Consider the following 25,142-nt stretch of genomic DNA (forward strand, 5'->3'; position numbering starts at 1 on the left):
TTTTGTGACCGAAAAATTCGGCTCCAGCCCTTACAGCGCGGGCGCAAGCCGCTATCAAATTATTGGGCTTTCCACAATTCGTGACAGCCTCCGCGTCATTGCGAGCGCAGCGCGGCAATCCATGGCTGCGCTTGATCGACGATGGATCGCCACGGCCTGCGGCCTCGCGATGACGAGACGGTGCGTTAGCCGCATGGCTAGGCGCCACTGCCCTGCGGCAAGCGCAGGCTGCGCAACCGCTGGTGCACAGCGTCCTCCATGTCCACGGGCAACTGCTGTTTGGCATTCAGGTAGTGGTTGGTGAACACATCCAGGTACGCCTCCAGGGTCTGCGCCGCATGCGTCTCGCCGGCCAGCGCCAGGCACAGGGCCGCCACCTCCGAGGTGCAGAAGTGGCTCTGTTCCCCAATCTGGCGTTTCGAGCGGCGCAGGCGGTAGTTGGAGAGTTGCTCGCTCTGCAGGCTGAGCACCGGCAGGTGGTTGAGGTAAGGGCTTTTGCGAAACATCTTGCGCGCCTCGGGCCAGGTGGCGTCCAGCAACACAAACAGCGGCCGCTTGCCCTGTCGAAATTCGTTGCCATCCTGGGCATCAATGGGCAGCACCTCTGTCACCACCCGCCCGGCCGCCACAAACTCCCCCGGAAACACCAGATACGGCTGCCACTGCGGATCGGCCAGCATGGCCAGCAGTGCAGGGTCAGCTGAAGTGCGCGCCCAGCCAAAGGCAGAAGTGTCTGCCACCACATCGGCAATCAGCCAGCCCGTGTTGCTGGGCTTGAGCGGCTCGATGTCCGCCATGATCAGGCACACACCCGCACGCACAGGCACTGCCGGACACAAGGCACACAGGCAGTGGCTGGGAACCAGGCGGCAACCGGCACAGCGCTCCCCCCGCGGACCGCCACGGGCGAGAAAGGGTTTGGAGCTGCGCGCCAGGCGTGCGGTGCGCAGGCGAGAGACGGCGTGGGTCATGCGGATGGTTGGGAAGCGGCGTTGGTGAGCATGGGCGCACTGTAGCAGTGGGACTCACGGCACACGCGACAAGCCCATGAGAACCAACCCTGCTACATTGACCCGCCCTGACATCGTACGACAGGCAGCATCCGGCGGATTTCTTAAGCCAAATCGGTTTCTAGCCCCTTTTGGATGGGCGCAGGCAGCTATAAAAAAGTAGCGACGCTGAGCTGGCGACATGGATCCCGGATCAAGTCCGGGATGACAACCCATTCCCTGCCCTCGCATTTGTCATTGCGGGCTCGACCCGCAATCCATGACCCCGAATCCCAAGCCAAAAACCGACGCGCGGTCTTCCTGCTCATTGCTGAGCCTTGCCTGTGGGTTACGGTACCAGTTTCGGCACTGCGGCAGAGTACTGATACGAGTGCCCATTCTGTGGAAAGTAGTAGACAGTCTTCGTAACCGGATCGATGCCTGCGCAGTTTCTCGCGCCGCAAGTTATATAAAGAAGCTTACGCTGTTGATCGTCAATCTTGACGATGATTAAATCTGAACTCTGCAAAGGTTTGTTGTTGGTTTTTTCTACAAGCTCAAGCCCGGCCTTCTTACCTTGGTTTAGGGAATACGCCAGAGAAAGGATGAAGGCTATAACAGTCGCGAGGTAGGCGAATAAAGTTGCCGTGCGCTGTTTTTCGCGCCGCTCGATCAGCGGATCTTTCCGTTTACCGAGACACAGATGTTTCAGCTTGAGAAAGCGTCGTCGTCTCTCTCGTCTGCGACGTAGCCAGTCATTAAGGCTTGGTAGGAAGGCGTGCGAGTAGAGAGGACGTGCTACAACGTATACGGAAAGAGCGGAAAAGGCAGGGGCAAGGAAGACCAGAAAACCGTTGAAGAGGACCTGATGAAAGTTCCGATCCAGAACATTTGCATCGAGTTGCAGCGGAATCAAGTAGCCTTCGTAATAGGCCGCATCTACGCAGTACAGGAATGCTGTTGCGACGGCTAGGAAGGTGCCGCTGTGGAGCAAAGGATTCTTTGAGTCAAGCACAGAAATTTAACTTAGATATATCCCGCAAACTGCGGGGTATCCGATGTGCTGCGAAATAACGCGGCAGTTCGGATCGAAAAACCCGTTTTGACATAGAGTTGGATTAATGTTTGTTCTTAACAGCTACGCTCGCGCGTATCGATAGTTCCCTTTGACATACTGCGCCAAGTACTGTCCCTTTGAAGGCGCAGCCCGCATGCCATCGAAGACGTGATCCGGGATGTCGAAGTAGTCGTAGACATTTCCATTTTTGAACTCTACTTTCAAGACTCGACTAGCGTCGTCAAACGCGAAGCGCGCGATGCTCGAAGATTCAGGTGTATTGATCCAATCCATGTTTACTCCTTGTTGTCAGGATCAGGTAGTGCTGCTACGGCCCCGGGTGGGGTCTTGTGTTGGTAGTGTGGGTCTTGCCGGCGCCACTGGCGCACCATCGCCGCGTAGTCAGCCGGATCGCGTGGCTGCCCCCAGCCAGCGGGGCCGTCATAGCCATCATTCGGATAGGAACGCACAACAACTCGAGGATCGACACTGTCAGGCCGTCTATGCGGTGGGGGCGGTGAAATTAGCGTGCGCACCGGCAGGCTCACAGCCTCGCCAACAATAATGGCTTCGCCAGTTCGCAGTACGGGCAACATGTCAAACAGGCCCTTCAAATTGTCAGACGCGGCGCCGGTGACATGACCCCTGTCTGTGTCGTTTGCGAGACGCATCGCGAACAGAGTCCCGCATTGCGAGAGTATGGTCGAGTCAATTTCAGAGGGGCGCTGGCTAACAATCATCATTCCTACGCCGTACTTGCGACCTTCCTTTGCGATCCGTCGCACGGCCATTGCGGCCGATCCAGCAGTTTCCTTGGATAGATAAGCGTGCGCCTCCTCCAACACCAAGAACAAGGGACGCTCTCTGCCACCTTCGGGCAGATTCCTTGCCCAGAATATCGCATCGTAAAGAACACGCAGCAGTGCGCCAATCAGGTCATTCAGCACAGAGGACGGTATACCAGAAAGGTCGAGGATCGTGATCGGCTGCGGTCCACCAATCCACCCTTCGAGCAAAGCGTCGAGATCCTTGACCACCTTGCCGTCGATGTCAGGCAGCCAGTCGCCGGGGTTGAAAAGGAATGCCATTCGCGGATCGCGTAGCCTTGAGGCCAACCCTGCGAGCTGCTGTCGGATGCCAATGGGGTCTCGCCCCAACTGGACGCGCTCTGGGGCGGGGCCCGTAGTCTTCACCGTTCGGTAAAGCGGCGGGGTTACGGACATCGCGTCGCCCATTTGAAGTGGCTGGTTGTTTGGCCCAAGAACGTAGGCTGGATCGACATCGTCGGCGGCACCACCTGGTCGTGGGATGAGGGTGTGGTGCTCTCGCTTATGCAACTCAAACCACAACTTGTGCAAACAGAACGGGATCGGAGAATCGACCGTTACCTGAGATTCCTCGATGCCGTCTCTTGGCTGAACTTCCAGACTTTCCTTCTTAAGCTGCACGATGGCGTCGGCAACGGCCGCGGCCTGAGCGTCCTTCAACCCGCCAAAAGCCAGGCCGGTCAACTCTTCAAAACTTAGAGCCCAGAACGGGATGAGCAATTCGCTCTGGTTCTTGGAAGCTTGGACCGCAACCCGAAAAACTGAGGCCCTGTCAGAGAGTGCTTTCGCGTATTCGCCGTGGATGTCGAGCACAACGATTCGCGCGGAGGGGTAACGCGTCGGCTCGGACAGCGCGGTCAGCAGTCCCGCGACAGTGGTTGACTTGCCTGAGCCAGTGGTTCCAACAACAGCGCAGTGCCGGGTGATCAGCTTGTTGATGTTCACCAGGGATGGAATCGATTCGGCGCTGGCGAGATGTCCGACCGACACGAAGTCTTGGGGATCGCCTGATCCATAAATCGCACGAAGGTCTGCTTCGGTGACGATATGGACTCGGTCTTCAATCGTTGGATGCTGAGAGATACCGCGCTCAAACCTTCCGCCTCGTTGGCCCTCGCCGACCATCTGCACTTTTACCCAACGATTGCCGTAGACCTTCCGATCCTCGTCACGCTCCGGCGCAGCCCCGGCCCCCACCTGTGAAACGACCCCATAAAGGTCGACGAAGCCAAGGGGGATGCGAACGAAGCTGCCGACCTGTCCGATGCGATACCCCTCGCCATGAACAAAGCCGAGCCCGGTCACTGTCTCATCGCTCAACTCCACGGTGATAGTTGCTCCATGAACGTCTTGCACCGTTCCAATAAAGGTCGGATCACGCTGCATTTGGAGTTACCTGCTCGTCATCCGAGCGTGATAGCTGCTGAGCTAAGAAGTTACCGAAATGCTTGAAGTCACCAAGCAGGAACTCGCAGTTCTGCGACTCGGCGCCGGCGTTTTCAGCCGCTGCCTTCTTTGCCACACTGAATCCATGCTGCGGATGCCCCGTCTGCTCATCAGCGCGCCAATCCCGTTCCACTGATCCCAATACGGCCCCGTCTGCGGCGAGCAGGCTTAGGTTGGGGTGCCTCTGCGCCTTGTGCAGCGCATCGGTATACGCTGCACGAGCACCGTAGAGCAGGCCAAAGCAAATTGCAGTCGGATTGCTTCGGAGTCCATGAAGGATGATCTCGTTCAGGTGCTGGTCACCAAACGAGTATCCGCAGGTTACCAGCACCGCTTGCCCCCGAGCAAGGAACTCGCGGAGCCTGTCGAGCATCGCAAGGTATGGAAGCCGCCGACTTTGGTCATATTTCAAGTGCGACGGATAAATCATCTGCCGGCCCTCACTACTAGGCTTGTCCGTTCGCACCACTTCAAACTCGTTGTGCGACTTGTCGATTCGTTGCCGCCACCAGTTCACCGAGCCGTGAACTTTCCATAGACGAGCCCAGCGAGGCGGGAGAGACTCGCTCTCCATCGATGTAAGATCAAAAAATGCTTGTTTTGAACCGACAAAGCCGTCGAAGTACGGGATCTTGTTGGCCTCCAACGCCTGTTCTACTAGCAGGTCATAGTTCGGAGTGAAAACCTCTATCGCGTGAGCGCGCTGGATCCCTCTGATCCAAGTCGCCAATTGGTGGTACGGCGTATTCCACTCCGGCAAGTCGACACCAACAACTTCAGTCGTGATGTTGCATATTTCGGCGTCGAGCGCCGCAAGTGCTGCCTTGTCGAGACCATCGATATTGCCATCGCGCACCACGTCTTGAAGAGCACGGATGTGGCTGAGAATGTCCTCAATCGTCGGTTGAGCGGGGTCTCCATCGCTAAAACGTTTCAACAGTGTGGCGTGGTGGACCTTGTGCGCATCTGATTTGCTCAGTCGGTCGTTGACCATTCCCGTGAGATTTCTAATGTCGGGAATCAATGGCCGCGTTTCTTGTCCTTCGGGAACGCGGATAGATGCGGGGCATCCAGCGCCGAGCAAGAAAGCGATCCGCATCTTGTCTGGCGCAAGCGCCTGCTGCAGAAGAGTCGATTGGCGATATGGGCAGTGGGAGAGTGTATTCATGAGTTGGTCAGAGCTTTTCTAGTACCCGCTCCAGCCGCTCGGCCAGACGTTTCTCGCCACTGGTCATGCGCGAAACGCAGGTACCGATTGAAGGAATAAGAGTCGCCATCCGGGAGTCACAAGCCTGCAAACATTTTGTGAAAACCATCATGCCGGGAAATGAGCCATCAGACCAGTGGCGGACTGCTGGCACAGCGCTCAATTTTGAGAATAGTGAAGGTAAATATTCACCAAAAATAATGGCCTGGCTTCGATTGAGTGCCGATTTGCCGGAAACCCTGCGGGCTTCAGTATGAAAATGGCCTTCAGCCCGTGCAGAATGGGTGTAAGCAGCTATAAAAAATGTAGCGAAAAAAGGCCCATTTCCCGATGGGCCACTGGCGGCTGGCATCCTGAGCGCAGCGAAGGATCTCGGCATGCTGGCAAGATTCTTCGCGTTGCTCAGAATGACAGCGTGGGTGGCGTCGCCTTCGTTTCGGACTGTTGAGTAAGTGCCAAATCTGCCTCTGGCCCTATCAGAATGGCTGTGGACAGCTATCAAAATAGTAGCTAATGAGTAGGACAGGAAACACGCCAGCGCTGCCGCGCTACAGGCCACAGGGCTTTGCGATCTTGCTTTGGCGTCTCACCGGCAGCTTAAAAACGGGCAACACAAAGACCGGGGCCTGGAGCCCCTGCGTCATGGCGCGAGCTGCTCTGGCGCTGCCGTACGCGAAGTGACCAGCCTGGGGGCCAAATGCCCTCAGTGCGTCGGCGTCTTGCAGAAATGGCCGTGCCGCTGCGAGCTCATCAGTGCGTGGAACTGGTCGTGCGACATGCGAAGCAGGCGTTCGTGGTCGCCGCCTTCCATGTACACGACCTCGCTTTCCTCGAGCTCGTCATCGACAATCGTTTCAATACCCCAGGGCATGCCGATCGAGGGCACGGCGCCGGGGTCGCACCCTTTGAACAGCAGCGCGACGCGGTCTTCATCGGCCAGCCGCAGTTCCTTGCGCTCGAGCATGCGCGCAAGTTCGCCGACCATCACGGCCTTGTCGGCGGGGATGACCGCCATCACGTAGCCGAAGTCGTCTTCGAGAATGACCGACTTGGCCAGGTGGCAAGGCATGACGTTGGCGCTGCGGGCCGTCTCTGCGCTGGTGCGGCTGTGCGCGTGCGCGAAAACGTCATAGCGGGCGCCGCGCTGGTCAAGGTAGGTGGATAGATTTGAGGGAATGGACATGGCAGCCTCCTGGAATAAATAGACCCATCCGGGGCCAGAAGCGGTACGGCCCGTGCAGGCCGCGTCCTTGATCAGTTTAGGCCGAAAGATGCCGCTTGACCAGAGCCTGCCTGCCTGCCAATACCAATACTTCAGTGGTGGTGCCCGTGCTCGCCATGCACGTGCTTGTGCGCAATTTCTTCTTCAGAAGCGGCGCGCACATCGGTGACCGTGATGCTAAAGCGCAGCTCCTTGCCGGCCAGCGGGTGGTTGCCGTCCAGCATGACGATGTTGCCCTTGATTTTCATCACGTGGAAAACCTGCTCGCGGCCATCGTCGCCCCGGCCCTGCAGCTGTCCGCCGACCTTGACGCCCGGCGGAAACTCGGCTTTGGGAATGGTGCGCACCAGGCTCTCGTCGCGCAGGCCGAAGGCGTCTTGCGGCTCCAGCTGCAGCGTGGTCTGGTAGCCCGGCATTTTGCCTTCCAGCGCTTCCTCGATCTTGGGCAGCGTGTTGCCGTAGCCGCCATGCAGGTAAACCATCGGTTCGCGGCTTTCCTCCAGGAGCTTGCCTTTGGCGTCGGCTACCTTGTAGCGCAGGGTGACGGCGGTGTTTTTTTCAATTTTCATGTTCAATTTGGCGTAAAGCGTGTTGATGGATGCGCCATTGTCGCGCCTTGGCTGGCAGCAGATGGTAGACACTTGCGGCATGTCCCGCTTGCCCCTCGATTTTTCCGCCCCTTCCCACGAAGTCGCCCGCCGGCTGATCGGGGTCACGTTGCTCGTCGACGGGGTGGGCGGGCGGATTGTGGAGACCGAGGCTTACGACCGCGAAGACCCGGCTTCGCACAGCTTTGGCGGGCCCACGGCGCGCAATGCGGCGATGTTCGGGCCGCCGGGGCGGGCCTATGTGTACCGCTCGTACGGCATTCACTGGTGCCTGAACCTGGTGTGCCGTGAAGCCGGCCATGGCGCCGGGGTGCTGATCCGGGCGCTGGAGCCCACGGCGGGGATAGCGCGCATGCAGGCGCGGCGCGGGCCGGACGATATCCGCCTGCTGTGCGCGGGCCCGGGCCGGGTCGGCCAGGCCCTAACTACAACGGCATGCCGCTGGACGCGCCGCCGTTTGAATTGATTGGCGCCGGCGGGGATGCGCCGATCACTGTGCTGGCCGGTCCGCGCATTGGCATCTCCCGGGCGGTCGAGGTGCACTGGCGTTTTGGGGCGGCGGGCTCGGCGTTTTTGAGCCGGCGCTTCTCCTGAGCCGGGTTTTGTAAGCCAAATTGGCCATTGGCCCAAGCAGATTGGGCGCTGATAGCTATTAAAACGATAGCAAAATGAATGCCGCACGCTACACTAGCGCCGCGAAGGGCCGCCCCGAGCAAGCGACGGCCCCCTCGGGGGCAGCGAAGTACACGCAGTGACGAGCGTGGGGGCTCTAGTGGCAGGCCTGCAGGGCCTTGCCGCCGAGCTGGGGCTTGAGCTCTTCCAGCTGGGCTTTGAGCCCGGCATCCACCGCGACCAGCTTGAGCAGCTGGCCGCGCGACTCGGCGCGCTCCTGGATGACCTTGGCGGTGCGCACGCCGCGCGTGGCGATTTTGGCCAGCTCGCTCTCGGCGGCGGCCTGCGTGGCAAAGCTGCCCAGGGACAGGCCCGGCGACAGGGCTTCGCTGCTCACGGCCTCAAACGACACGCCGCGCTGGCGCAGTTCGGTGCGCTTTTTGGCCAGCGCCTCGGCATTGGTGTATTTGCCCATGTAGACCATCCAGCGCGCCGGCTCCACGCTGCCTTCCAGCGTCCAGCTGCCGGCGGGCAGCGTTTTTTGCAGGCTGGCGCGCAGGGTGGCACTCTGCGCCTCGTTGAACAGGCCGGCCTGCAGGCATTCGGCGGGCGCGGCGGCCGGCTTGGCTGGGGCGGGGGTGTTTTCCAGCTGCTGGGCTTCACGCGGGCTGAGCAGTTGCATGGCCTCGGGCCGCAGCTGCTGCGTCAGGCGCTGGGGTTCGGACTGCTGGCTGGGGGCGAAGCCGTAGCTGGCCAGCAGGCCTTGCGACCAGGCAAAGTAGCCGGCATTGGCCAGCAGGAGCAGCAAGACCAGCAGCCTCAGCACGGCCGCTCACCTCCAGGCGGTCCAGGTGGGGTGCCCAGGGGCCTGACGCTGACTTCCGAGCTGGTAATTTCTTTCATGCCAGCCGCAGTATGCACCAGCAGGGCGCCGTTTTCACTCACGCCGTGCGCCGTACCCTGGGTGCCGTCGGACAGCTGCACGGCGCGGCCCGACAGCGCATCGCGCACCGCAAACCGGGCCTGGAAGGGGGCAAAGCCAAACTGCTCGAAGGCCTGCACGGCCTGCACCAGCGGCGCGACCACGCGGCCCAGCGCTTCGGCCACATCGACCGTGGGCAGCAGCTCCTGCAGGCAGGCCGGGGCCATGGGCGCAGCGGCAAAAGAAGAGGCAGCGGGCAAAGCCGGGCCTGGCGGCAGCGGTGGCAGTGAAACGGGCCGGATATTGATGCCCACCCCGATCACCACGTAGCGCAGCGTGTCCCAGCTGGCGGTTTCCACCAGAATGCCGGCCAGCTTGCGCTCGCCCTGCGGCGTGCTGAGCCACAGGTCGTTGGGCCATTTGAGGCGGATGCCGCGGTTGGCGGGGTCCAGGCTTTCGGCCAGGCTGATGCCGACGGCCAGCGACAGGCCCGACCAGCTGGCTGGCGCCAGCGGCAGGCCCAGTGAAAACGTCAGGCTGTCGCCCCGGCGGCTTTGCCAGGCGCGGCCCAGCCGTCCGCGGCCGGCGGTTTGCTGCTCGGCCACCAGCAAAATGGGCTGGGCCGCGGCGGGCGCGTGGCGAAAGCGCCGCATCAGTTCGGTGTTGCTGGAGTCGATCTCGGGCAGCACTTCGACCGTGAATCCCGGCAGGGCAGGCGCCACGGCCTCCCAGAGGGCCTCGGCAGGCCACTGGATGGGGGAAGTCAGGGGTGAGGTCATGGCAGCGGTGCGGATTGATTCAGGACGGTGTCTGTTTCTGTCATTGCGGACTTGATCCGCAATCCATGACGCCGGCTTTGTTGCTGGAATAGCCCGGGGCATGGATCCCGGATCGCGTCCGGGATGACCAGTCAACGGCTGTCAGGGGCTTAGTCCTTTTTGCGCTTTTTGGCCTTCTTGTCTTTGCCCTTGTCTTTGGGCGCCAGCAGGGTGCCTCGGCATTGCTTGGCGCCGCACCAGCACGGATATTCGGCCTTGAGCTTCTTGGTGTAGGGGGCGTCGATGATCAGGCCGTAGTCGTAAAACAGCTCTTGCCCCGCCGGGATGTTGCGCAGCGCCTTGATGAAGACGCGGCCGTCCTGCTCGTCGGCTTCGCAGTTGGGCTTGCAGCTGTGGTTGATCCAGCGCGAGGAGTTGCCGCCGTACTTGGCGTCAATCACGTGCTTTTCATCGACGTGAAAGTAAAACGTGTGGTTGGGATCTTTCGGGTCGTGCGGATGGCGGCGCAGGGCCTCCTTCCAGCTGATGACCTCGCCCACGTACTCGATCAGGGTCTCGCCCTCGGCCAGGTCCTGCACGGCAAACACGCCTTTGCCATGCACGCCGGAGCGGCGGGTTTGAATGCGGCGGCCCGCTGCGATGGGGGCCTGGACAGGGGGGGTGGATTTGGCGGCTAAGACCCGGGTTTTGGACACAGTGGATTTTTTTGGTATGGTTAATTCATGCATGTGCGCGCACCTGCGTGCGTGCGCACGCGTACGCGCGAAGCCACTATTGTAAGGAACAAGCCGTGTTGAACCGCCGAAACATCCTGGAGTCCCTCGCCGCGCTGGCCGCGGCGGGTCTGGGCCCGGCTGCGCTGGCCAGGGGGGTTGAAGGGCCCCTGCCCCAGGCGGGCAGCGCCCTGCCGGTGCCCGCGCTCACGCTGCTCGATGGACGGGCCTGGACGCCCGCCCAGGCACAGGGCAAGGCGCTTGTGGTGTACTGGTGGGCCAGCTGGTGCCCTTTTTGCGCGGTGCAGTCGCCCCATATAGAGGCCTTGTGGCGCGCCCAGAAGGCCAGCGGGCTGGAGGTGCTGGCGCTGTCGATTGACAAGCAGCCGGGGGCCGCGGCTCAGTACCTCAAGGCCAAGGGTTACAGCTTTCCGGCAGCGATGTACACGCCGGAGATCGCCAAAGTGCTGCCCAAACCGCGCGGCCTGCCGGTGGTGGTGGTTCTCAAGATGAATGGCCGGGACGGAAAAGTAGTGTTTGCGCAAGCCGGGGAAATGTTCCCCGAAGATGTGGAAGGTTTGAAGAAGTACTTATGAAAACTCTGGTGATTGCAGAAAAGCCCTCGGTGGCACAAGACATTGTGCGTGCCATCACGCCGGTGGCGGGCAAGTTTGAAAAACACGACGAGTACTTTGAGAGTGAAAAATGGGTCGTCACCTCCGCCGTCGGCCACCTGGTGGAGATCCAGGCGCCCGAGGAGTTTGACGTCAAGCGCGGCAAATGGAGCTTTGCCCACCTGCCGGTGATTCCGCCCTACTTCGACCTCAAGCCCATCGACAAGACCAAGACCCGGCTCAACGCCATCGTCAAGCTGGCCAAGCGCAAGGATGTGGGCGCCATGGTCAACGCCTGTGACGCGGGGCGCGAGGGCGAGCTGATCTTTCGCCTGATCCAGCAGTACGCCAAAGCCAAACACCCGGTCAAGCGCCTGTGGCTGCAGTCCATGACGCCGGCGGCCATCCGCGAAGGCTTTGACAGCCTGCGCACCGACGAACAGATGCTGCCGCTGGCCGATGCCGCGCGCTGCCGCTCCGAAGCCGACTGGATGGTCGGCATCAACGGCACGCGCGCCATGACGGCTTTCAACTCGCGCGACGGCGGTTTCTTTTTGACCACCGTGGGCCGGGTGCAGACGCCGACGCTGTCGGTGGTGGTGGAGCGCGAAGAGCTCATCCGCAAGTTCGTCAGCCGCGATTACTGGGAAGTCCACGCCACCTTTCTGGCCGAAGCCGGCGAGTACAACGCCAAGTGGTTCGACCCCAAATGGAAAAAGGCCACGGCCAATGCCGACAATGCCGAGCCCGATGCCGAGCTGAGGGCCGACCGGGTCTGGTCCGAGCGCGAGGCGCTGGCGATTGCCCAGGCCGTGCGCGGCAAGAGCGCGACGGTCACCGAAGAGTCCAAGCCCACCACGCAGGCGGCGGGCCAGCTGTTTGACCTGACTTCGCTGCAGCGCGAGGCCAACGGCAAGTTTGGCTTCTCGGCCAAGACCACGCTGTCGATCGCGCAAAGCCTGTACGAGCGCCACAAGGCCCTGACCTACCCGCGTACCGACTCGCGCGCGCTGCCCGAAGACTACCTGCCGGTGGTCAAACAGACCTTTGAAATGCTGGCCGACAGCACCATGAAGCACCTGGCGCCGCATGCGGCCACGGCGCTCAAGGGCAACTACATCAAGCCCAGCAAACGCATCTTTGACAACGCCAAGGTGAGCGATCACTTTGCCATCATCCCGACGCTGCAGGCGCCGCATGGCTTGAGCGAGGCCGAGCAAAAGCTGTACGACCTGGTGGTGCGCCGCTTCATGGCGGTGTTTTTCCCCAGCGCCGAGTACCTGGTCACCACCCGCATCACGCAGGCCAGTCATCAAGGCGTCAGCCACAGCTTCAAGACCGAGGGCAAGGTGCTGGTCAAGCCCGGCTGGCTGGCGATTTACGGCAAGGAAGCGGCCGATGAAGTCGCCGATGCCAAGGACGGCGACAAGGGCCAGAGCCTGGTGCCGGTCAAACCCGACGAGATGGTACGCGCCGAAGCGGTGGACGCCAAGGGCCTGAAAACCCGCCCCCCGGCCCGCTACAGCGAGGCGACCTTGCTCGGCGCCATGGAAGGCGCCGGCAAGACCATCGACGACGACGAGCTGCGCGAGGCCATGCAGGAAAAAGGCCTGGGCACGCCAGCCACCCGCGCCGCGACCATCGAGGGCCTGATCGCCGAAAAATACATTCACCGCGAAGGCCGCGAACTGATTCCGACGGCCAAGGCCTTCCAGCTGATGACCTTGCTGCGCGGCCTGGGCGTGGAAGAGCTCTCGCGCGCCGAGCTGACCGGCGAGTGGGAGTACAAGCTGGCGCAGATGGAGCACGGCAAGCTCAGCCGCGACACCTTCATGGCCGAGATTGCGGCCATGACCGAGCGCATGGTCAACAAGGCCAAGGGCTACGACAAGGACACCATTCCGGGCGACTACGCCACCTTGCAAACCCCCTGCCCCAACTGCGGCGGCGTGGTCAGGGAAAACTACCGCCGCTACACCTGCACCGGCAAAAACGGTGGCGATGGCTGCGGCTTTTCCTTCGGCAAGACGCCGGCCGGCCGGACCTTCGAGGCCGACGAGGTCGAGCAGTTCCTGCGCGACCGCAAGATTGGCCCGCTCGACGGCTTTCGCTCCAAGGCGGGCTGGCCCTTCACGGCCGAGATGGTGATCAAGTACGACGAAGAAGCGAAAAACTACAAGCTGGAGTTCGACTTCGGGGAAGACCAGAAGGCGGCGGAAAGCGGCGAGATTGTGGACCTGTCGGCCAATGCGCCGCTGGGTGCCTGCCCCAAATGCGGCAGCGCCGTGCGCGAATTCGGCAAAAGCTATGTCTGTGAGAAGTCGGTGCCCACGCTCGAACAGGTCACGCCCAGCTGCGACTTCAAGAGCGGCCAGATCATTTTGCAGCAGCCGATAGAGCGCGTGCAGATGACCAAGCTGCTGCAAACCGGCAAGACCGATCTGCTCGACAAGTTCGTCTCCATGCGCACGCGCCGCGCTTTCAAGGCCTTCCTGGTGTGGGACAAGGAGGCCGGCAAGGTGGCTTTCGAGTTCGAGCCGCGGACCTCGAAGTTCCCGCCGCGCAAACCGGCTGCCGCCAAATCAGCACCGGCCGCGAAAAAAGTGGCCGCCAAAAAGGCACCCGCCAAAACGGCTGCGGTCAAAGCTGCTCCGGTCAAAACCGCCAAACCCAAGGCCGCACGCAAAACCACGCCCGGCGCGGGCCTCAAACCCAGCGATGCGCTGGCCGCGGTGATTGGCGCCGAGCCGGTGGCGCGCACCCAGGTGATCAAAAAGCTCTGGGACTACATCAAGGCCAACGCCTTGCAGGACGCGGCCAACAAGCGCGCCATCAATGCCGACGCCAAGCTGCTGCCCGTCTTCGGCAAGCCGCAGGTGACCATGTTCGAGCTGGCCGGCATTGTGGGCAAGCACCTGGGCTGAGCATCGGGTTATTTTTGCTATCAATATGATAGCTGTTGGCGCATGTTTTGCGTGGACTTGAGGTCTTTTTACCTTAGATGCACGGCGGGCCAGCGGCGCTCGGCGGCGATGGCCGCCAGCCGGGCGTCGGCATTGACCGTGACCGGGTGCTTGACCGCCTCCAGCAGCGGCAGGTCGTTGATCGAGTCGCTGTAGGCCGTGCTTTGGTAGTCCTGAAAGCGCAGCCCGCGCGCCGTCAGCCAGTCGTGCAGGCGTTCGACCTTGCCTTCGCGCATGTTCAGCGTGCCGGTGGTGCGGCCGGTAAAGCGGGCGTCACGCACTTCGGCTTCGGTCGCAATCAGGTGCTCGATGTCCAGGTAAATGGCGGTCAGCTCGGTCAGAAAACGGTTGGTGGCCGTGGTCATGACCACCAGGTCGCCGGCTTCCAGGTGTTTGTCTACCAGCGCGATGGCCGCTGCAGGAATGCGCGGCACGACCCAGGTGGCCAGAAACTCCTGGCGCAAAGGCTCCCATTCCTGCAAGGTGCGCCCGGCCAGCGTGCCGACGTAAAAATCGGCGAACTCCTGCAACCCGACCGTGCCGGCCTTGTAGCGGGTCTCGATGTCGGCATTGCGCGCGCCAAAGTGCTTTTTGTCGAGCACGCCTTTTTCAATCAGGAAGTCACACCACAGCACATCGGTGTCACCGCTGAGCAGGGTGTGGTCCAGGTCGAACAGGGTCAGTTTTGGCATGGTCATTCTGAGCTCAGCGAAGAATCTCCAACGATGTCCGCATACAAATCCTTCCACCCTGGATTCAGGCTTTCGATCAATTCCATTTTTCTGCTTCTGAGCCATCCCTTGAGCTGCTTTTCACGCAAGATCGCGGCTTCTATGGAGGATGTGGTTTCGAAGTAGGCGAGCCTTGAAATGTTGTAGCGCGAGGTGAAGCCTTCGACCAGCTTGTTCCTGTGTTCGTACATACGGCGTATCAGGTTGTTCGTAACCCCTATGTAGAGAGTCTTGGACAGGTTGGTTGCGATGTAGACGAAGTATTGGTGTTCCAAGATAGAGATCCTTCACTGCGTTCAGGATGACATGTCATCCACTGTTGTCATGCTGAGCTGGCCTGTCATTCTGAGCGCAGCGAAGAATCTCATGCGGCGGGTCAGCTGGTCACACACTTCTCAGATGCCAGGCTTTGGGGCGCGTGAAGGTCTGGATACCGTAGGTGGACAGGGTCAGCCCCACGCCCGAATCGCCATAACCGCTCCAGGGCAGGCGCGGGCTCACGCGGTCGCAGCAGTTCCAGTAGACGCTGCCGGCGTTGACCTGGGCCAGCAGGGCTTGTGCGCGGCTTGCGTCAGGCGTGTAGACGCCGGCGGTCAGGCCGTAGCGCGTGTCGTTCATGAGCTTGACCGCCTCCTCGTCGCTGGAGACCTTCTGGATGCCGATGATGGGGCCGAAGCTTTCTTCCTGCATCAGCGTCATGGTGTGGTCGACATTGGAAAACACCGTGGGCGCATACCAGTTGCCCGGCCCGGGCAGGCGCTCGCCGCCCAGCAGCAGCCTGGCGCCCTTGGCTTTGGCATCCGCGACCTGCGCATCCAGCACCTCCAGCTGGGGCGCGCGCGTGATGGCGCCTATGTAGGTGTCCTCGCTTGCCGGGTCGCCGGCCCTGAAGGTTTTCACCGTGTCCACAAAGGCCGCGACAAAGGCGTCGTGAATCTTCTCGTGCACGTAAATGCGCTCGACCGAGCAGCAGCTCTGGCCGGTGTTGTACATGGCGCCGTCGGCCAGCGATTCGGCCGCGGTCTTGGGGTCGGCGTCGTCGCAGACATAGGTGGGGTCCTTGCCGCCGAGCTCGAGCTGCAGCTTGACCATGCGGGTGCCCATGGCCTGCGCGATGCGGGCGCCGGTGGCGTACGAACCGGTGAAAAACAGGCCGTCGATCTGCTGCTCCATCAGCGCGGCCCCCACGGCGCCGCCACCGATCAGGGGCACAAACACCTCCTGGGGGACGCCGGCGCCATGCAGCAGGCGCGCAATCGCCAGGCCGGTCAGGGCGGCGTATTCGGACGGTTTGTACAGCACCGCATTGCCGGTCAGCAGTGCCGGCACGATCACGTTGCAGCCGACGAACCACGGGTAGTTCCAGGCCGAGATGTTGGCCACCACGCCCAGCGGTATGTGCTCGATCTGCTCGATCATGCCGCCGTCCTGGAAGACCGTCTGCGTGGCGATGGAGGCGTCGGTTTCATTGAGAAAGAAGTCAAGGCGGCCCAGCAGGCCATTGAGTTCGTTGCGCGACATCTTGATGGGCTTGCCGGTCTCGCGGGTCATGGTGGCGGCCAGCGACTCCAGCTCGGCCACGATGGCCGCGCGAAAACGGCTGATGCAGGCCTTGCGCTCGGCCAGCGGCACGGCGGCCCAACGGGGCTGCGCCGCCCGGGCCTGCGCGGCCTTGGCGGCGACCGAGGCGTCGTCGTCAGCCGGGACCTGCGTGATCAGTGCGCCGGTGGCGGGGTTGTGAATGGAGAGGTGGTGCATATTGAGGTCCGTGCGCTACTTGGGCGGGTTGAGGTGCAGGGGGGTTGAAGTCAGGTTGAAGTTGTTGGCTGGCAGGAGATAAAGAGAGCCAGGGCCGGCTCAGCCCGAACGGACCAGCCGTGCCGCTTCCAGAAAATCGGTCAGGAGCGGCCCGTCATCGAGGGTGCCCAGCTCGGGCCGGTGGAACTCCGGATGCCACTGGACGGCCGCCACATAGCTGTCGCCAGTGCGGCGAATGGCTTCTATCATGCCGTCATCGGGGCAGCGCGCCTCCACCACAAAACCGGGGGCCAGGTCCTTGATGCCCTGGTGATGGATGCTGTTGATTTTGTAGCTTTTGGTGCCCGCCAGCAGCGCGCTCAGGCGGGTTTGCGGCACCAGCTCCAGATTGTGGAAGTGCTGGTCGTAAACCTGCCCGTCGCGGTGCGCGCGAGCTCCGGGGCGCTGGGTGCCGATGTCCTGGTACAGCGTGCCGCCGAAGGCCACATTGATGAGCTGCAGGCCGCGGCACACGCCAAACACGGGCTTGCCCGCCGCCACAAAGGCCTTGACCAGCGCGCGCTCGTATTCATCGCGCGTGCGGTCGCCGCTCCATTGCTCGCGCAGCGGTGTTTCGCCGTAACTGCCGGGCCACACGTCGGCGCCGCCGTGCAGCACCAGGCCGTCGAGCCAGTTGGCGTAGTCGGCAAAGTCAATCGTGCCGCGGGCGGTGTCGCCGACCGGCGACGGAACCATCACCGGCAGGGCGCCGCCGGACATCAACCAGTGCGCCATGGACTGTTCAACGTACTGCAGGGTTTTGCTGGCAAACGCCGTGCGTGCCGGGTCGGGGTGGAAAAAGCAGGCGCTGATGCCGATTTTGAGATGCTCTGTCATGACAGTTCCAGATTTCGTACAAACCTCACTGTAGTTCTCACTTTAGGGCACTTCCATCCATCTGTCATTCCCGCGCAGGCGGGAATCCATGGTCCCGTCAGTGATTGATTGATAGGGGCGCACTGGATCCCCGCCTGCGCGGGGATGACGAAAGTGTGAATGGATGTGTGAATTGATAAAAGTGCCCTTTGGTCTTTGCCTCACATCGCTGCCTTGAACAAGGCTTCAAAATCCCCGGCGGTGCAGGGTCGCGGATTGGTCTGGTGGCAAATGTCGGCCGTGGCAATTTCGACCAGGCGCGGCAGGTGTTCCGGCTTCACGCCATGGGCGGCCAGCCGGCCGGTGATGCCGATGCTGGCTTTGAGCTGCTGCAGCCAGGGCACCAAGGCCTTGCCGCCGCCGGCCACGCCGCAGACATGGGCCAGCTCGTCAAATTTGGCCGGCACTGTTTCGTAATTCCAGGCCAGCACCGTATCAATCATCAGCGCATTGGCCAGGCCGTGGTGCAGGTCGCATACCGCGCCCAGCGCATGGGCGCAGGAATGCACGGCGCCCAGGTCTTTCTGGAAGGCGATTGCGCCCATCATCGAGGCCATCATCATGTCGCTGCGCGCCTTGAGATTGCCGGGCTCTTTCACGGCGGTGAGCAGGGCGCTGGCGGCAATGCGCGTGCCCTCCAGCGCAATGCCGTCGCACAGCGGGTGGTAGGCGGGCGAGAGGTAACTCTCGATGTTGTGCGTCAGCGCGTCCATGCCGGTGGCCGCCGTCACATGGGCCGGCAGGCCCAAGGTGAGTTCGGGGTCGGCAAACACCACCTTGGCCAGAATTTTCGGGCTGAAGACTATTCGCTTCACGTGCGTGCCGTTCTCGCCCACCACGGCTGCGCGGCCCACCTCGGAACCGGTGCCCGAGGTCGTGGGCAGGGCCACAAAATAAGGCAGCTTGTTGACGATGGGGCGCACCTGCGGGTGGTCCCAGACATATTCCAGGATGTCGCCTTCGTGCGTGGCGGCTATGCCCACCACCTTGGCCACGTCGAGTGCCGCACCGCCGCCAAAGCCGATGATGCAGTCCGCGCCGTGTGCTTTGAAAGCGACGGCGCCATCCATCACCTGGCTGCAGGTCGGGTTGCCATGCACGCCGGAGAACACGGCCACATCAAGCCCGTCCAGATGCGTCATGAATTCCGCCAGCACCGGCAGCGCACTGAGCCCCCGGTCAGTCACGATCAGCGGGCGCTTGCAACCTTCCTTGAGCAGTTGCTTGGCGACCAGCTTGCGGGCGCCTGGGCCGAACTTGATGGCGGTAGGGAATGCGAAATTGGTGATGTTCATGATGTTTTAAGTTGAAGGTACATATGTGTTTTGCCGAAACTGATGCCATCGACCCGAATCGCGTCGGGCTCCGTGCCGAAGGATGTAAAACCGGCTCTTTCGTAGAGCGCGAGGGCTTGCCGGTTGCTGTCGGTCACCGTGAGGATGAGGAGCTCTATGCCCGAGGCCCTGGCGTCCTGCACCGCCGTATCGACCAGGGCACGGCCCAGGCCTTGCCCCGTGTGTTCGGGTGCGACATACATGCCGACCAGTGTGGCCTTGTGGCGATTTTTGAGGCGTGTCTCACGGTTCAGGCCCACCATGCCGGCCATCTCGCCGTCTACAAAGGCGCCCCAGAGTTTTTCATTGGACGTTGCCGCCAGCCGCTTTTCTGCGTCAGCCAGCGCTTGCAGGCTGACTTCCTCAAAGCTCGAGGTGAAGGCGTCGGCATGCTCGCGCAAACCACGCAGGCGAAAGGCCCGGAAGGTGGATGCGTCGGAGACTTCAAGCCTGCGGATTTGCATCAGATGATCTCGAAGTAGCGTTTCAGTTCCCAGTCGGTCACGCCGTCCAGCCACTGCCGCCATTCCCAGTCGCGGGTGGCGGCGAAATGGTCGACAAAGGTATCGCCCAGCCAGTCGCGGGCAATGCTTGATTGCTGGAAGATGCGCGTGGTTTCGATCAGGGTGCGCGGTGCGCGTGCAATGTTTTCTGCGCCGACATTGGTGCCGGTGATGGGCGGGGCGGTGAGCTTGAGGCCTTTTTCCACGCCGTCCAGCCCCGCCGCAATCACAGCCGCCATCGCCAGGTAGGGGTTCACATCGGCACCCGGGCAGCGCGTTTCAAGCCGCGTGGCCTTGGGGCTGCCGGCAATCACGCGAAAGCTGGCGGTGCGGTTGTCGATACCCCAGGTCGGTTTGACGGGCGCCCAGAAACCGTCGACCAGGCGCTTGTAGCTGTTGATGGTGGGCCAGATCATGGGGCCAAACTCCATCATGCAGGCCACCTGGCCGGCCAGGTAGCTTTCAAACAGCTTGCTCATTTTGCGCGGGCTTTTCGCGTCGTAAAACAGGTTGTTCTTGCCGTCGGAGAGGCTTTGGTGGATATGGCCGCTGCAGCCCGGCAGCTGCTGGTTGGGCTTGGCCATGAAGCTGGGCATGATGCCGAAGCGCGCGCCGATCTCCTTGGTGCCCGTTTTGAAGAGGATGGCGCGGTCGGCCTGCTCCAGCGCTTCGGAAAAGCCGATGGCTGCCTCGTAGACCCCGGGGCCGGTTTCGGTGTGCAAGCCCTCAATCGGCACGCCGAACGCCAGCATCTCGTCCATGATCGCGTTGAAGAAGTCGCGGTTGCGGTTCACCCGCAGCAAGGAATAGCCGAACATGCCGGGCGTCAGCTGCTCCGGCCCCACGCCCTTCTTGGCCGCCCAGCTTTGAGGGGTTTCCAGGAAGTTGAACCACTCGAACTCCATGCCGGTCATGACCTTGAAGCCCATTTTCTCGGCGCGTTTGAGCACGCGCTTGAGCGTCTGGCGTGGGCAGACGGCGTGGGCCGAACCGTCAGCATTGACGAATTCGCCGAGGAAAAACGGCACGCCGTCATCCCAGGGCACATGGCGTGCCGTGCCCAGGTCCAGCCGCGCCAGCGCGTCCGGAAAACCGTGCTGCCAGCCGGTGACGGTGGTGTTGTCGTAGCAGCTGTCCGTCATGTCCCAGCCCAGCACCACGTCGCAAAAGCCGAAGCCGCCCGCCGGATAGGGCTCGGCGGTGCCGAAGAATTTGTCCTTGTGCAGGTACTTGCCGCGCAGGATGCCGTCGATGTCGCTGACCGCCACCTTGACCTTGGTCGCCCCCGACTTCTTGACCGCCTCCACTGCGGGGTGGACTGCCTGGGAGGTATTGCCGGGTGCTTTGCTGGCCATGCTGGACTCCTTGTGGTTGGTCAGTGCGCTCAATGTGCCGGTGCGGCCGAGGTGATGCCCATGTCTTGCAGTGCCCCTGCCACCGCGTGAACGGCCTGCTCCATTTCGTTGGGGCCAATCGCGCCGATACAGCCTACACGGAAAGTTTCCATCTGGGTGAGTTTGCCGGGGTAGAGGATAAAGCCGCGTTCGCGTGCGGCGGCATAAAACTTTTTGAACTCGTAACGGTTGTCCGCGGGTGCGTGAAAAGTCACGATGATGGGCGCCTGGATCGCCGGGTCCAGAAAAGGCTTGAAGCCCAGCGCGGCCATGCCCTGGATCAAGGTGTTGTAGTTGCGGGTGTAACGGGCCAGGCGAGCGGGCTGCCCGCCTTCTTCTTCAAACTGCGCAATCGCCTCGGCCAGCGCCACCATGACGTGGGTGGGCGGCGTGAATCGCCACTGCGTGGTTTTCTCCATGTAGACATGCTGGTCGTGCAGGTCCATGGCCAGCGACTGGCTGCGGCCGGCGCAAGCGTCCAGAATGGCCTTGCGGATAAAGACAAAACCCATGCCGGGCACACCCTCCAGGCATTTGCCGCTGGCGGCCACCAGAGCGTCAAAACGGACTTTGCGGGCGTCGATTTCCAGTGCGCCGAAGGAACTCATGGCGTCCACAATCAGGCCCTTGCCATGGGCGGCGCACACATCGGCCACTTCCTGCAGCGGATTGAGCACGCCGGCGCCGGTCTCGCAGTGGATCAGGATCACGTGGCTGATGCTGGCATCCTGCTGGAGCTGGTTGGCCAGCACTCCAGGGTCCACCGGCGCCGCTTCGTCAAAAGGCATCACGCTGCAGCGGCGACCCATCAGCGTGGTGAGCCGCGCCGCGCGCTTGCAGTAGGCGCCGTTGTCCAGCACCAGCACATGGCCGTCGCGCGGCACCAGGGTGGCCACCGCCGCCTCCACGCTGAAAGTGCCACTGCCCTGCAGCGGCACCACCACATGCGAGTCGTGGCCGTGAATGATGTTCAGCAGGCTGTTGCGGATGCTGGCTGTCACGGCGTTGAAGTCGGCGTCCCACGAGCCCCAGTCTTTCAGCATGGCCAGCTTGGTGCGCAGCGTGGTGGTCAGGGGGCCGGGGGTTAGCAGGATTTTGTCTCTGTCCATGGCGGTGTCTCTGGTTGTCGTTGTGGGCGATTCAAGTCAAGCGGGGCACGGTGTCGCGCAGGAACACGGGCAGGTCCATGCTCGGCGGGCGCGCCGGCACCTGGTAGATCATGTCGGCCACGTAGCCCCGGTGGAAAGTCTTGTGGTTGACAACATGCAACAGCATGTCGCCTCGGGTCATCGCCCCTGCGCCACCATCGACAAACTGGAAAACCACCACTTCGTCGTGTCCTTCGGCCGTCAGTGCGTCGGCGTACTCGATGTACCAGGCATCAATGCGCGCCTGGTCGATGCGCAGGGCATCCAGCGTGGGCGTATCTTCGGTATTGCGTGATGTAAAGCCATGGGGCTGGCCTTGCAGGTGCGCTTGCCAGATCCGGTCGACCACGTAGGCGTGATTCAGCGTGCGGACCATATTGCCGGAGCCCGTGGCCCGCGCGGCCAGGGGCTCACCCGCAGGAAGCTCTCCCAAGGCGGAGAACAGCCGTTCGTTCGCCCACGCGGTGTAGCGCGTCAGCATGCGGATGTTGCGAAGTGCGGGCATGGGCGCTCCTATCGGGCCGTGATTCGCCATGCCTGCGTGCGGCGGTTCACCCACCAGGCCAGGGCCATGAACAGCAAGGTGGCAAGAGTCGAGGCCACGCCGATCAGCACGGCCATGGCCGCCGCAGCGCCCATTTCACCGGCTTCATCCAGGTTCAAAATCGCAATCGATGCGACCTTGGTCTCCGGTGAATACAGGAACACCACGGCCGAGATGGTGGTCATGGCATTGATGAAGAAGTAGCGCGCAATGTCTATCAGCGCCGGCGTGCAGATCGGCAGGGTGACGCGCCAGAAGGTCTTGAAGAAAGGCACCTTGAGCGAAGCGCTGACGGCTTCAAATTCGCCGTCCAGGCTTTTAAGCGCCGTCACCGCCGTCAGGTGGCCGGTGGTGTAGAAGTGCACGATGGTGCACAGCGTGAGCAGGCTCAAGGTGTGGTACAGCCCGTTCAGCGGGTTGTCCGGGGCGTTGAAAAAGAAGATGTAGCCCAGGCCCAGCACCAGGCCGGGCACGGCCATGGGCAGCATGGCCAGCATGCGCACCAGGCTGCGCAGGCCGTCCATGCCCTTGGTTTTTTCCAGCAGGTAGGCGCTGAAAAACACCAGCGCCGTGCCGAACAGCGCCGTGCCTGCCGACATCTTCAGGCTGTTGACAAAGCCCACGCTGACTTCCGCGTCCACCAGGCCCAGCACGTAGTGGCGCAGGCTGGGGCTGAGGTTGTAGGGCCAGAAGCTGGCGAACGAGGCGAACACGGCCATGCCCAGCATCGCCAGCACGAGCACTGCGATCAGCGAACAGTACAGCGTCATCACGAGGTCGTAGGTGCGGGCGGGCTTGGGGCTGTAGGGCACGGCGCGGGCCGTCAGCATGGCGGTTTGGCGCCGGCTCACATAGTTGTCGACGCCGAAGGTCAGCACGGCGGGCGCCAGCAGCAGGATGGCGACGACGGCGCCCTTGGCAAAGTCCTGCTGGCCGATGACCAGCTTGAAGACATCGGTGGCCAGCACGTTGAAGCTGCCACCTATGACCTTGGGAATGCCGAAATCGGTGATCACCAGCGTGAAGGTGACCAGCGCCGCCGAGATCAGGCCGTACTTGGCGCCGGGCAGCGTGATGGTGAAGAATTTGCGGGCGGCGCTGGTGCCCATGGCGTCGGCCGCTTCGTACAGGCGCGCGTCGGACAGGCTCAGTGCGGTCACCAGGATCATCAGCGCATGCGGCAGCACGGCGAAGCATTCGGCGACCACGATGCCGGGTGCGCCATAAATCTGCTCAATGCCGATGCCCTGCATCCAGCCCTTGAGCACACCCTGGTTGCCGAACCAGTAAATCAGGGAAATCGCCGACAGCAGCGAAGGGGCCAGCAGCGGGATCAGCGTGATGCCGCGAAACAGCGCCTTGTATTGCATGCAGGAACGCGCCAGCGCATAGGCGAAGCCAAACGCCAGCGGCACCGTGATCAGCGTGACGGCGCTGGAGACCCACAGGCTGTTCCACAGGCTCTCCAGCAGGGCCGGCGTCTTGGCGTAGTCAACGAAGTTGTCGAACCAGACGAACTGGCCGGCCTTGTCTTCCAGGGCCTGCTGCAGGATGGCCAGCAAGGGGGCCGCCAGAAACGCTATCAAAATAATAGCTGTCAGTGCGAGCGCAATATGGGCCAGGTAATCAATCCAGTGTGTTTTCTGACGAACCGGAGGGCATGCGGGAGCGGTAGCGACGGTAGAAACGGTGGAGGCCCGCATCAGAACACCTTGATGCGCTCGGGCAGCAGCTTGAGCTTGAGCGTGGAGCCGATCTGCAGCGATTGCTCGGACAGGAAGTTGAGCGACAGGTACACCGTGAGCTTGTGGCTGTTGAATGCCGGGGCCGCCACATGTACATGGCAGAAAGAGCCGAGGAACTCGATTTTCTCGATGGTGGCATCAAACACATGGGCGTCGCCGTCGGCAATGGGCCGGGCCAGCACGTCCTCGGGCCGCAGGTAGACCTTGACGTCGCGGTCGCCGCCATCACAAGGCAGGCACAGTGCGCCAAATTTCAGCTCGCCGCCGCTCACATGTGCCGGCAGCACGTTGACCTTGCCGACGAAGTCGGCCACAAAGGGCGAGGCCGGTTCGCGGTAAATCTCCATGGGCGTGCCGACCTGCTCGATCGCGCCCTGGTTCATCACCACGATGCGGTCGGCGACGCTGAGCGCCTCTTCCTGGTCGTGCGTCACCATGATGGTGGTCACGCCCAGCTTTTGCTGCAAGGCCCGGATTTCCTGGCGCAGGCGCACGCGCTCCAGCGCGTCCAGCGCCGACAGCGGCTCGTCCAGCAGCAGCAGGCCCGGTGCGGTGGCCAGTGCGCGCGCCAGCGCAATGCGCTGCTGCTGGCCGCCCGAGAGCTGGGCCGGGTACTTGCCTTCGCTGCCCGGCAGGCCGACCAGCTTGACCAGTTCGCTCACGCGCTTTTTGATGTCGGCCTTGGGGGTTTTGCGATTGACCAGGCCATAAGCCACGTTGTCGGCCACGCTCAGGTTGGGAAACAGGGCGTAGCTCTGAAACACGATGCCGTAGTCGCGCAAGGCCGGCGGCAGCCGCGAAATGTCGCGGCCCGCCTGCTGCACTTCACCGGCGGTCTGCACGTCCAGCCCGGCAATGATGCGCAGCAAGGTGGTCTTGCCGCAGCCGGATGGCCCGAGAAAGCAGACAAACTCACCCTTGCGGATATCCAGGTTGATGTCTTGCAGCGCGGTGAAGCTGCCGAACTCCTTGCGGATGTGGCGCAACTCAAGGAACGTGTCATGGGTCATTGTGGGTACCGCAGCAAAAAACTACCTTTCCAGTAACACCGCGGAACCGGCTCTGCCGGGCCGCTGGTGTTGCCCCCTTGAGGGGGTTCCGGCTACACGCA

24 protein-coding genes and 1 pseudogene are annotated in these 25,142 nt (G+C 62.2%); 3 read left to right on the forward strand and 22 right to left on the reverse strand.

What is annotated here, in order from left to right; translation table 11 throughout:
* Nucleotides 1-197: 197 nt before the first annotated feature.
* The 8 genes from V6M61_RS17775 to V6M61_RS17810 all read right to left on the reverse strand — a co-directional run bounded on the left by V6M61_RS17775 (nucleotide 198) and on the right by V6M61_RS17810 (nucleotide 7,317).
* Nucleotides 198-971 carry a tRNA-uridine aminocarboxypropyltransferase gene (locus tag V6M61_RS17775; RefSeq protein ID WP_332777922.1) on the reverse strand — a complete coding sequence of 258 codons (774 nt, stop codon included), beginning with the start codon at nucleotides 969-971 and terminating at the stop codon, nucleotides 198-200.
* A 367-nt stretch (nucleotides 972-1,338) separates the two neighbouring features.
* Nucleotides 1,339-2,004, reverse strand: coding sequence for a hypothetical protein (locus tag V6M61_RS17780; RefSeq protein ID WP_332777923.1), 666 nt, complete (start codon nucleotides 2,002-2,004; stop codon nucleotides 1,339-1,341).
* A gap of 123 nt (nucleotides 2,005-2,127) precedes the next feature.
* Nucleotides 2,128-2,340 carry a KTSC domain-containing protein gene (locus tag V6M61_RS17785; RefSeq protein ID WP_332777924.1) on the reverse strand — a complete coding sequence of 71 codons (213 nt, stop codon included), beginning with the start codon at nucleotides 2,338-2,340 and terminating at the stop codon, nucleotides 2,128-2,130.
* Nucleotides 2,341-2,342: 2 nt separating this feature from the next.
* The gene (locus V6M61_RS17790; protein ID WP_332777925.1) at nucleotides 2,343-4,259 is read right to left on the reverse strand and encodes an ATP-binding protein; all 1,917 of its coding nucleotides are present in this window, start codon (nucleotides 4,257-4,259) and stop codon (nucleotides 2,343-2,345) included.
* Nucleotides 4,249-5,487 carry an SIR2 family protein gene (locus V6M61_RS17795; RefSeq protein ID WP_332777926.1) on the reverse strand — a complete coding sequence of 413 codons (1,239 nt, stop codon included), beginning with the start codon at nucleotides 5,485-5,487 and terminating at the stop codon, nucleotides 4,249-4,251. Before V6M61_RS17795 ends, V6M61_RS17790 begins: the two co-directional genes overlap by 11 nt.
* 7 nt (nucleotides 5,488-5,494) lie before the next feature.
* Nucleotides 5,495-5,905 carry a hypothetical protein gene (locus V6M61_RS21065; protein WP_442957806.1) on the reverse strand — a complete coding sequence of 137 codons (411 nt, stop codon included), beginning with the start codon at nucleotides 5,903-5,905 and terminating at the stop codon, nucleotides 5,495-5,497.
* A 324-nt stretch (nucleotides 5,906-6,229) separates the two neighbouring features.
* Nucleotides 6,230-6,709: an aminoacyl-tRNA deacylase gene (locus V6M61_RS17805; protein ID WP_332777927.1), complete on the reverse strand. Its 480-nt coding sequence runs from the start codon at nucleotides 6,707-6,709 to the stop codon at nucleotides 6,230-6,232.
* A gap of 131 nt (nucleotides 6,710-6,840) precedes the next feature.
* Nucleotides 6,841-7,317, reverse strand: a complete 477-nt coding sequence (locus tag V6M61_RS17810) for an FKBP-type peptidyl-prolyl cis-trans isomerase (protein ID WP_332777928.1) — start codon at nucleotides 7,315-7,317, stop codon at nucleotides 6,841-6,843.
* 79 nt (nucleotides 7,318-7,396) lie between these two features.
* Here V6M61_RS17810 and V6M61_RS17815 point away from each other — a divergent pair.
* Nucleotides 7,397-7,950, forward strand: a pseudogene (locus V6M61_RS17815) (DNA-3-methyladenine glycosylase).
* Between the two features lie 175 nt (nucleotides 7,951-8,125).
* Here V6M61_RS17815 and V6M61_RS17820 read toward each other — a convergent pair.
* The 3 genes from V6M61_RS17820 to V6M61_RS17830 form a co-directional block, all read right to left on the reverse strand.
* Nucleotides 8,126-8,794 carry an SPOR domain-containing protein gene (locus V6M61_RS17820; RefSeq protein WP_332777929.1) on the reverse strand — a complete coding sequence of 223 codons (669 nt, stop codon included), beginning with the start codon at nucleotides 8,792-8,794 and terminating at the stop codon, nucleotides 8,126-8,128.
* The gene (locus V6M61_RS17825; protein WP_332777930.1) at nucleotides 8,788-9,669 is read right to left on the reverse strand and encodes a biotin--[acetyl-CoA-carboxylase] ligase; all 882 of its coding nucleotides are present in this window, start codon (nucleotides 9,667-9,669) and stop codon (nucleotides 8,788-8,790) included. The genes V6M61_RS17820 and V6M61_RS17825 overlap by 7 nt, the downstream gene beginning before the upstream one ends.
* 149 nt (nucleotides 9,670-9,818) lie before the next feature.
* On the reverse strand, nucleotides 9,819-10,364 hold the full coding sequence (locus V6M61_RS17830; RefSeq protein WP_332777931.1) for an SET domain-containing protein: 546 nt from the start codon (nucleotides 10,362-10,364) through the stop codon (nucleotides 9,819-9,821).
* A gap of 95 nt (nucleotides 10,365-10,459) precedes the next feature.
* On the opposite strand from V6M61_RS17830, the gene V6M61_RS17835 reads away from it, so the two are divergent.
* On the forward strand, nucleotides 10,460-10,978 hold the full coding sequence (locus V6M61_RS17835) for a TlpA family protein disulfide reductase (protein ID WP_332777932.1): 519 nt from the start codon (nucleotides 10,460-10,462) through the stop codon (nucleotides 10,976-10,978).
* The gene (locus V6M61_RS17840) at nucleotides 10,975-13,920 is read left to right on the forward strand and encodes a DNA topoisomerase III (protein WP_332777933.1); all 2,946 of its coding nucleotides are present in this window, start codon (nucleotides 10,975-10,977) and stop codon (nucleotides 13,918-13,920) included. Before V6M61_RS17835 ends, V6M61_RS17840 begins: the two co-directional genes overlap by 4 nt.
* A 68-nt stretch (nucleotides 13,921-13,988) precedes the next feature.
* Here the strand turns inward: V6M61_RS17840 and V6M61_RS17845 are convergent, their stop codons facing one another.
* From V6M61_RS17845 to V6M61_RS17895, 11 genes are all read right to left on the reverse strand, one after another.
* Complete coding sequence (locus V6M61_RS17845) at nucleotides 13,989-14,657, reverse strand: HAD family hydrolase (RefSeq protein WP_332777934.1); 669 nt, start codon at nucleotides 14,655-14,657, stop codon at nucleotides 13,989-13,991.
* Nucleotides 14,654-14,965, reverse strand: coding sequence for a GIY-YIG nuclease family protein (locus tag V6M61_RS17850; RefSeq protein WP_332777935.1), 312 nt, complete (start codon nucleotides 14,963-14,965; stop codon nucleotides 14,654-14,656). The genes V6M61_RS17845 and V6M61_RS17850 overlap by 4 nt, the downstream gene beginning before the upstream one ends.
* A gap of 109 nt (nucleotides 14,966-15,074) precedes the next feature.
* Nucleotides 15,075-16,448: an aldehyde dehydrogenase family protein gene (locus V6M61_RS17855; RefSeq protein ID WP_332777936.1), complete on the reverse strand. Its 1,374-nt coding sequence runs from the start codon at nucleotides 16,446-16,448 to the stop codon at nucleotides 15,075-15,077.
* A 99-nt stretch (nucleotides 16,449-16,547) separates the two neighbouring features.
* Complete coding sequence (locus V6M61_RS17860) at nucleotides 16,548-17,324, reverse strand: gamma-glutamyl-gamma-aminobutyrate hydrolase family protein (protein WP_332777937.1); 777 nt, start codon at nucleotides 17,322-17,324, stop codon at nucleotides 16,548-16,550.
* 200 nt (nucleotides 17,325-17,524) lie between these two features.
* Nucleotides 17,525-18,658 (reverse strand): iron-containing alcohol dehydrogenase, encoded by a 1,134-nt coding sequence (locus V6M61_RS17865; RefSeq protein ID WP_332777938.1) that lies wholly within the window; start codon nucleotides 18,656-18,658, stop codon nucleotides 17,525-17,527.
* The gene (locus V6M61_RS17870) at nucleotides 18,655-19,161 is read right to left on the reverse strand and encodes a GNAT family N-acetyltransferase (RefSeq protein WP_332777939.1); all 507 of its coding nucleotides are present in this window, start codon (nucleotides 19,159-19,161) and stop codon (nucleotides 18,655-18,657) included. Before V6M61_RS17870 ends, V6M61_RS17865 begins: the two co-directional genes overlap by 4 nt.
* Nucleotides 19,161-20,555 (reverse strand): glutamine synthetase family protein, encoded by a 1,395-nt coding sequence (locus V6M61_RS17875; protein WP_332777940.1) that lies wholly within the window; start codon nucleotides 20,553-20,555, stop codon nucleotides 19,161-19,163. Before V6M61_RS17875 ends, V6M61_RS17870 begins: the two co-directional genes overlap by 1 nt.
* A gap of 29 nt (nucleotides 20,556-20,584) precedes the next feature.
* Complete coding sequence (locus V6M61_RS17880) at nucleotides 20,585-21,703, reverse strand: 2-aminoethylphosphonate--pyruvate transaminase (protein ID WP_332777941.1); 1,119 nt, start codon at nucleotides 21,701-21,703, stop codon at nucleotides 20,585-20,587.
* Between the two features lie 31 nt (nucleotides 21,704-21,734).
* On the reverse strand, nucleotides 21,735-22,247 hold the full coding sequence (locus V6M61_RS17885) for a DinB family protein (protein WP_332777942.1): 513 nt from the start codon (nucleotides 22,245-22,247) through the stop codon (nucleotides 21,735-21,737).
* 8 nt (nucleotides 22,248-22,255) lie between these two features.
* Nucleotides 22,256-23,989, reverse strand: coding sequence for a putative 2-aminoethylphosphonate ABC transporter permease subunit (locus V6M61_RS17890; RefSeq protein WP_332777943.1), 1,734 nt, complete (start codon nucleotides 23,987-23,989; stop codon nucleotides 22,256-22,258).
* Nucleotides 23,989-25,041, reverse strand: a complete 1,053-nt coding sequence (locus tag V6M61_RS17895) for a putative 2-aminoethylphosphonate ABC transporter ATP-binding protein (RefSeq protein ID WP_332777944.1) — start codon at nucleotides 25,039-25,041, stop codon at nucleotides 23,989-23,991. The genes V6M61_RS17890 and V6M61_RS17895 overlap by 1 nt, the downstream gene beginning before the upstream one ends.
* Between the last annotated feature and the right edge of the window lie 101 nt (nucleotides 25,042-25,142).

The organism is Polaromonas sp., assembly GCF_036676035.1.
Lineage (GTDB): Bacteria > Pseudomonadota > Gammaproteobacteria > Burkholderiales > Burkholderiaceae_C > Polaromonas.

What these genes read in the sequence shown, in the direction of transcription:
- V6M61_RS17775 (WP_332777922.1), bottom strand. Translation starts at nt 971, where the DNA reads ATGACCCACGCCGTCTCTCGCCTGCGCACCGCACGCCTGGCGCGCAGC.
- V6M61_RS17875 (WP_332777940.1), bottom strand. Translation starts at nt 20,555, where the DNA reads ATGGCCAGCAAAGCACCCGGCAATACCTCCCAGGCAGTCCACCCCGCA.
- V6M61_RS17865 (WP_332777938.1), bottom strand. Translation starts at nt 18,658, where the DNA reads ATGAACATCACCAATTTCGCATTCCCTACCGCCATCAAGTTCGGCCCA.
- V6M61_RS17860 (WP_332777937.1), bottom strand. Translation starts at nt 17,324, where the DNA reads ATGACAGAGCATCTCAAAATCGGCATCAGCGCCTGCTTTTTCCACCCC.
- V6M61_RS17840 (WP_332777933.1), top strand. Translation starts at nt 10,975, where the DNA reads ATGAAAACTCTGGTGATTGCAGAAAAGCCCTCGGTGGCACAAGACATT.
- V6M61_RS17825 (WP_332777930.1), bottom strand. Translation starts at nt 9,669, where the DNA reads ATGACCTCACCCCTGACTTCCCCCATCCAGTGGCCTGCCGAGGCCCTC.
- V6M61_RS17885 (WP_332777942.1), bottom strand. Translation starts at nt 22,247, where the DNA reads ATGCCCGCACTTCGCAACATCCGCATGCTGACGCGCTACACCGCGTGG.
- V6M61_RS17855 (WP_332777936.1), bottom strand. Translation starts at nt 16,448, where the DNA reads ATGCACCACCTCTCCATTCACAACCCCGCCACCGGCGCACTGATCACG.
- V6M61_RS17805 (WP_332777927.1), bottom strand. Translation starts at nt 6,709, where the DNA reads ATGTCCATTCCCTCAAATCTATCCACCTACCTTGACCAGCGCGGCGCC.
- V6M61_RS17845 (WP_332777934.1), bottom strand. Translation starts at nt 14,657, where the DNA reads ATGACCATGCCAAAACTGACCCTGTTCGACCTGGACCACACCCTGCTC.
- V6M61_RS17810 (WP_332777928.1), bottom strand. Translation starts at nt 7,317, where the DNA reads ATGAAAATTGAAAAAAACACCGCCGTCACCCTGCGCTACAAGGTAGCC.
- V6M61_RS17880 (WP_332777941.1), bottom strand. Translation starts at nt 21,703, where the DNA reads ATGGACAGAGACAAAATCCTGCTAACCCCCGGCCCCCTGACCACCACG.
- V6M61_RS17790 (WP_332777925.1), bottom strand. Translation starts at nt 4,259, where the DNA reads ATGCAGCGTGATCCGACCTTTATTGGAACGGTGCAAGACGTTCATGGA.
- V6M61_RS17870 (WP_332777939.1), bottom strand. Translation starts at nt 19,161, where the DNA reads ATGCAAATCCGCAGGCTTGAAGTCTCCGACGCATCCACCTTCCGGGCC.
- V6M61_RS17785 (WP_332777924.1), bottom strand. Translation starts at nt 2,340, where the DNA reads ATGGATTGGATCAATACACCTGAATCTTCGAGCATCGCGCGCTTCGCG.
- V6M61_RS21065 (WP_442957806.1), bottom strand. Translation starts at nt 5,905, where the DNA reads ATGCCGAGATCCTTCGCTGCGCTCAGGATGCCAGCCGCCAGTGGCCCA.
- V6M61_RS17795 (WP_332777926.1), bottom strand. Translation starts at nt 5,487, where the DNA reads ATGAATACACTCTCCCACTGCCCATATCGCCAATCGACTCTTCTGCAG.
- V6M61_RS17890 (WP_332777943.1), bottom strand. Translation starts at nt 23,989, where the DNA reads ATGCGGGCCTCCACCGTTTCTACCGTCGCTACCGCTCCCGCATGCCCT.
- V6M61_RS17895 (WP_332777944.1), bottom strand. Translation starts at nt 25,041, where the DNA reads ATGACCCATGACACGTTCCTTGAGTTGCGCCACATCCGCAAGGAGTTC.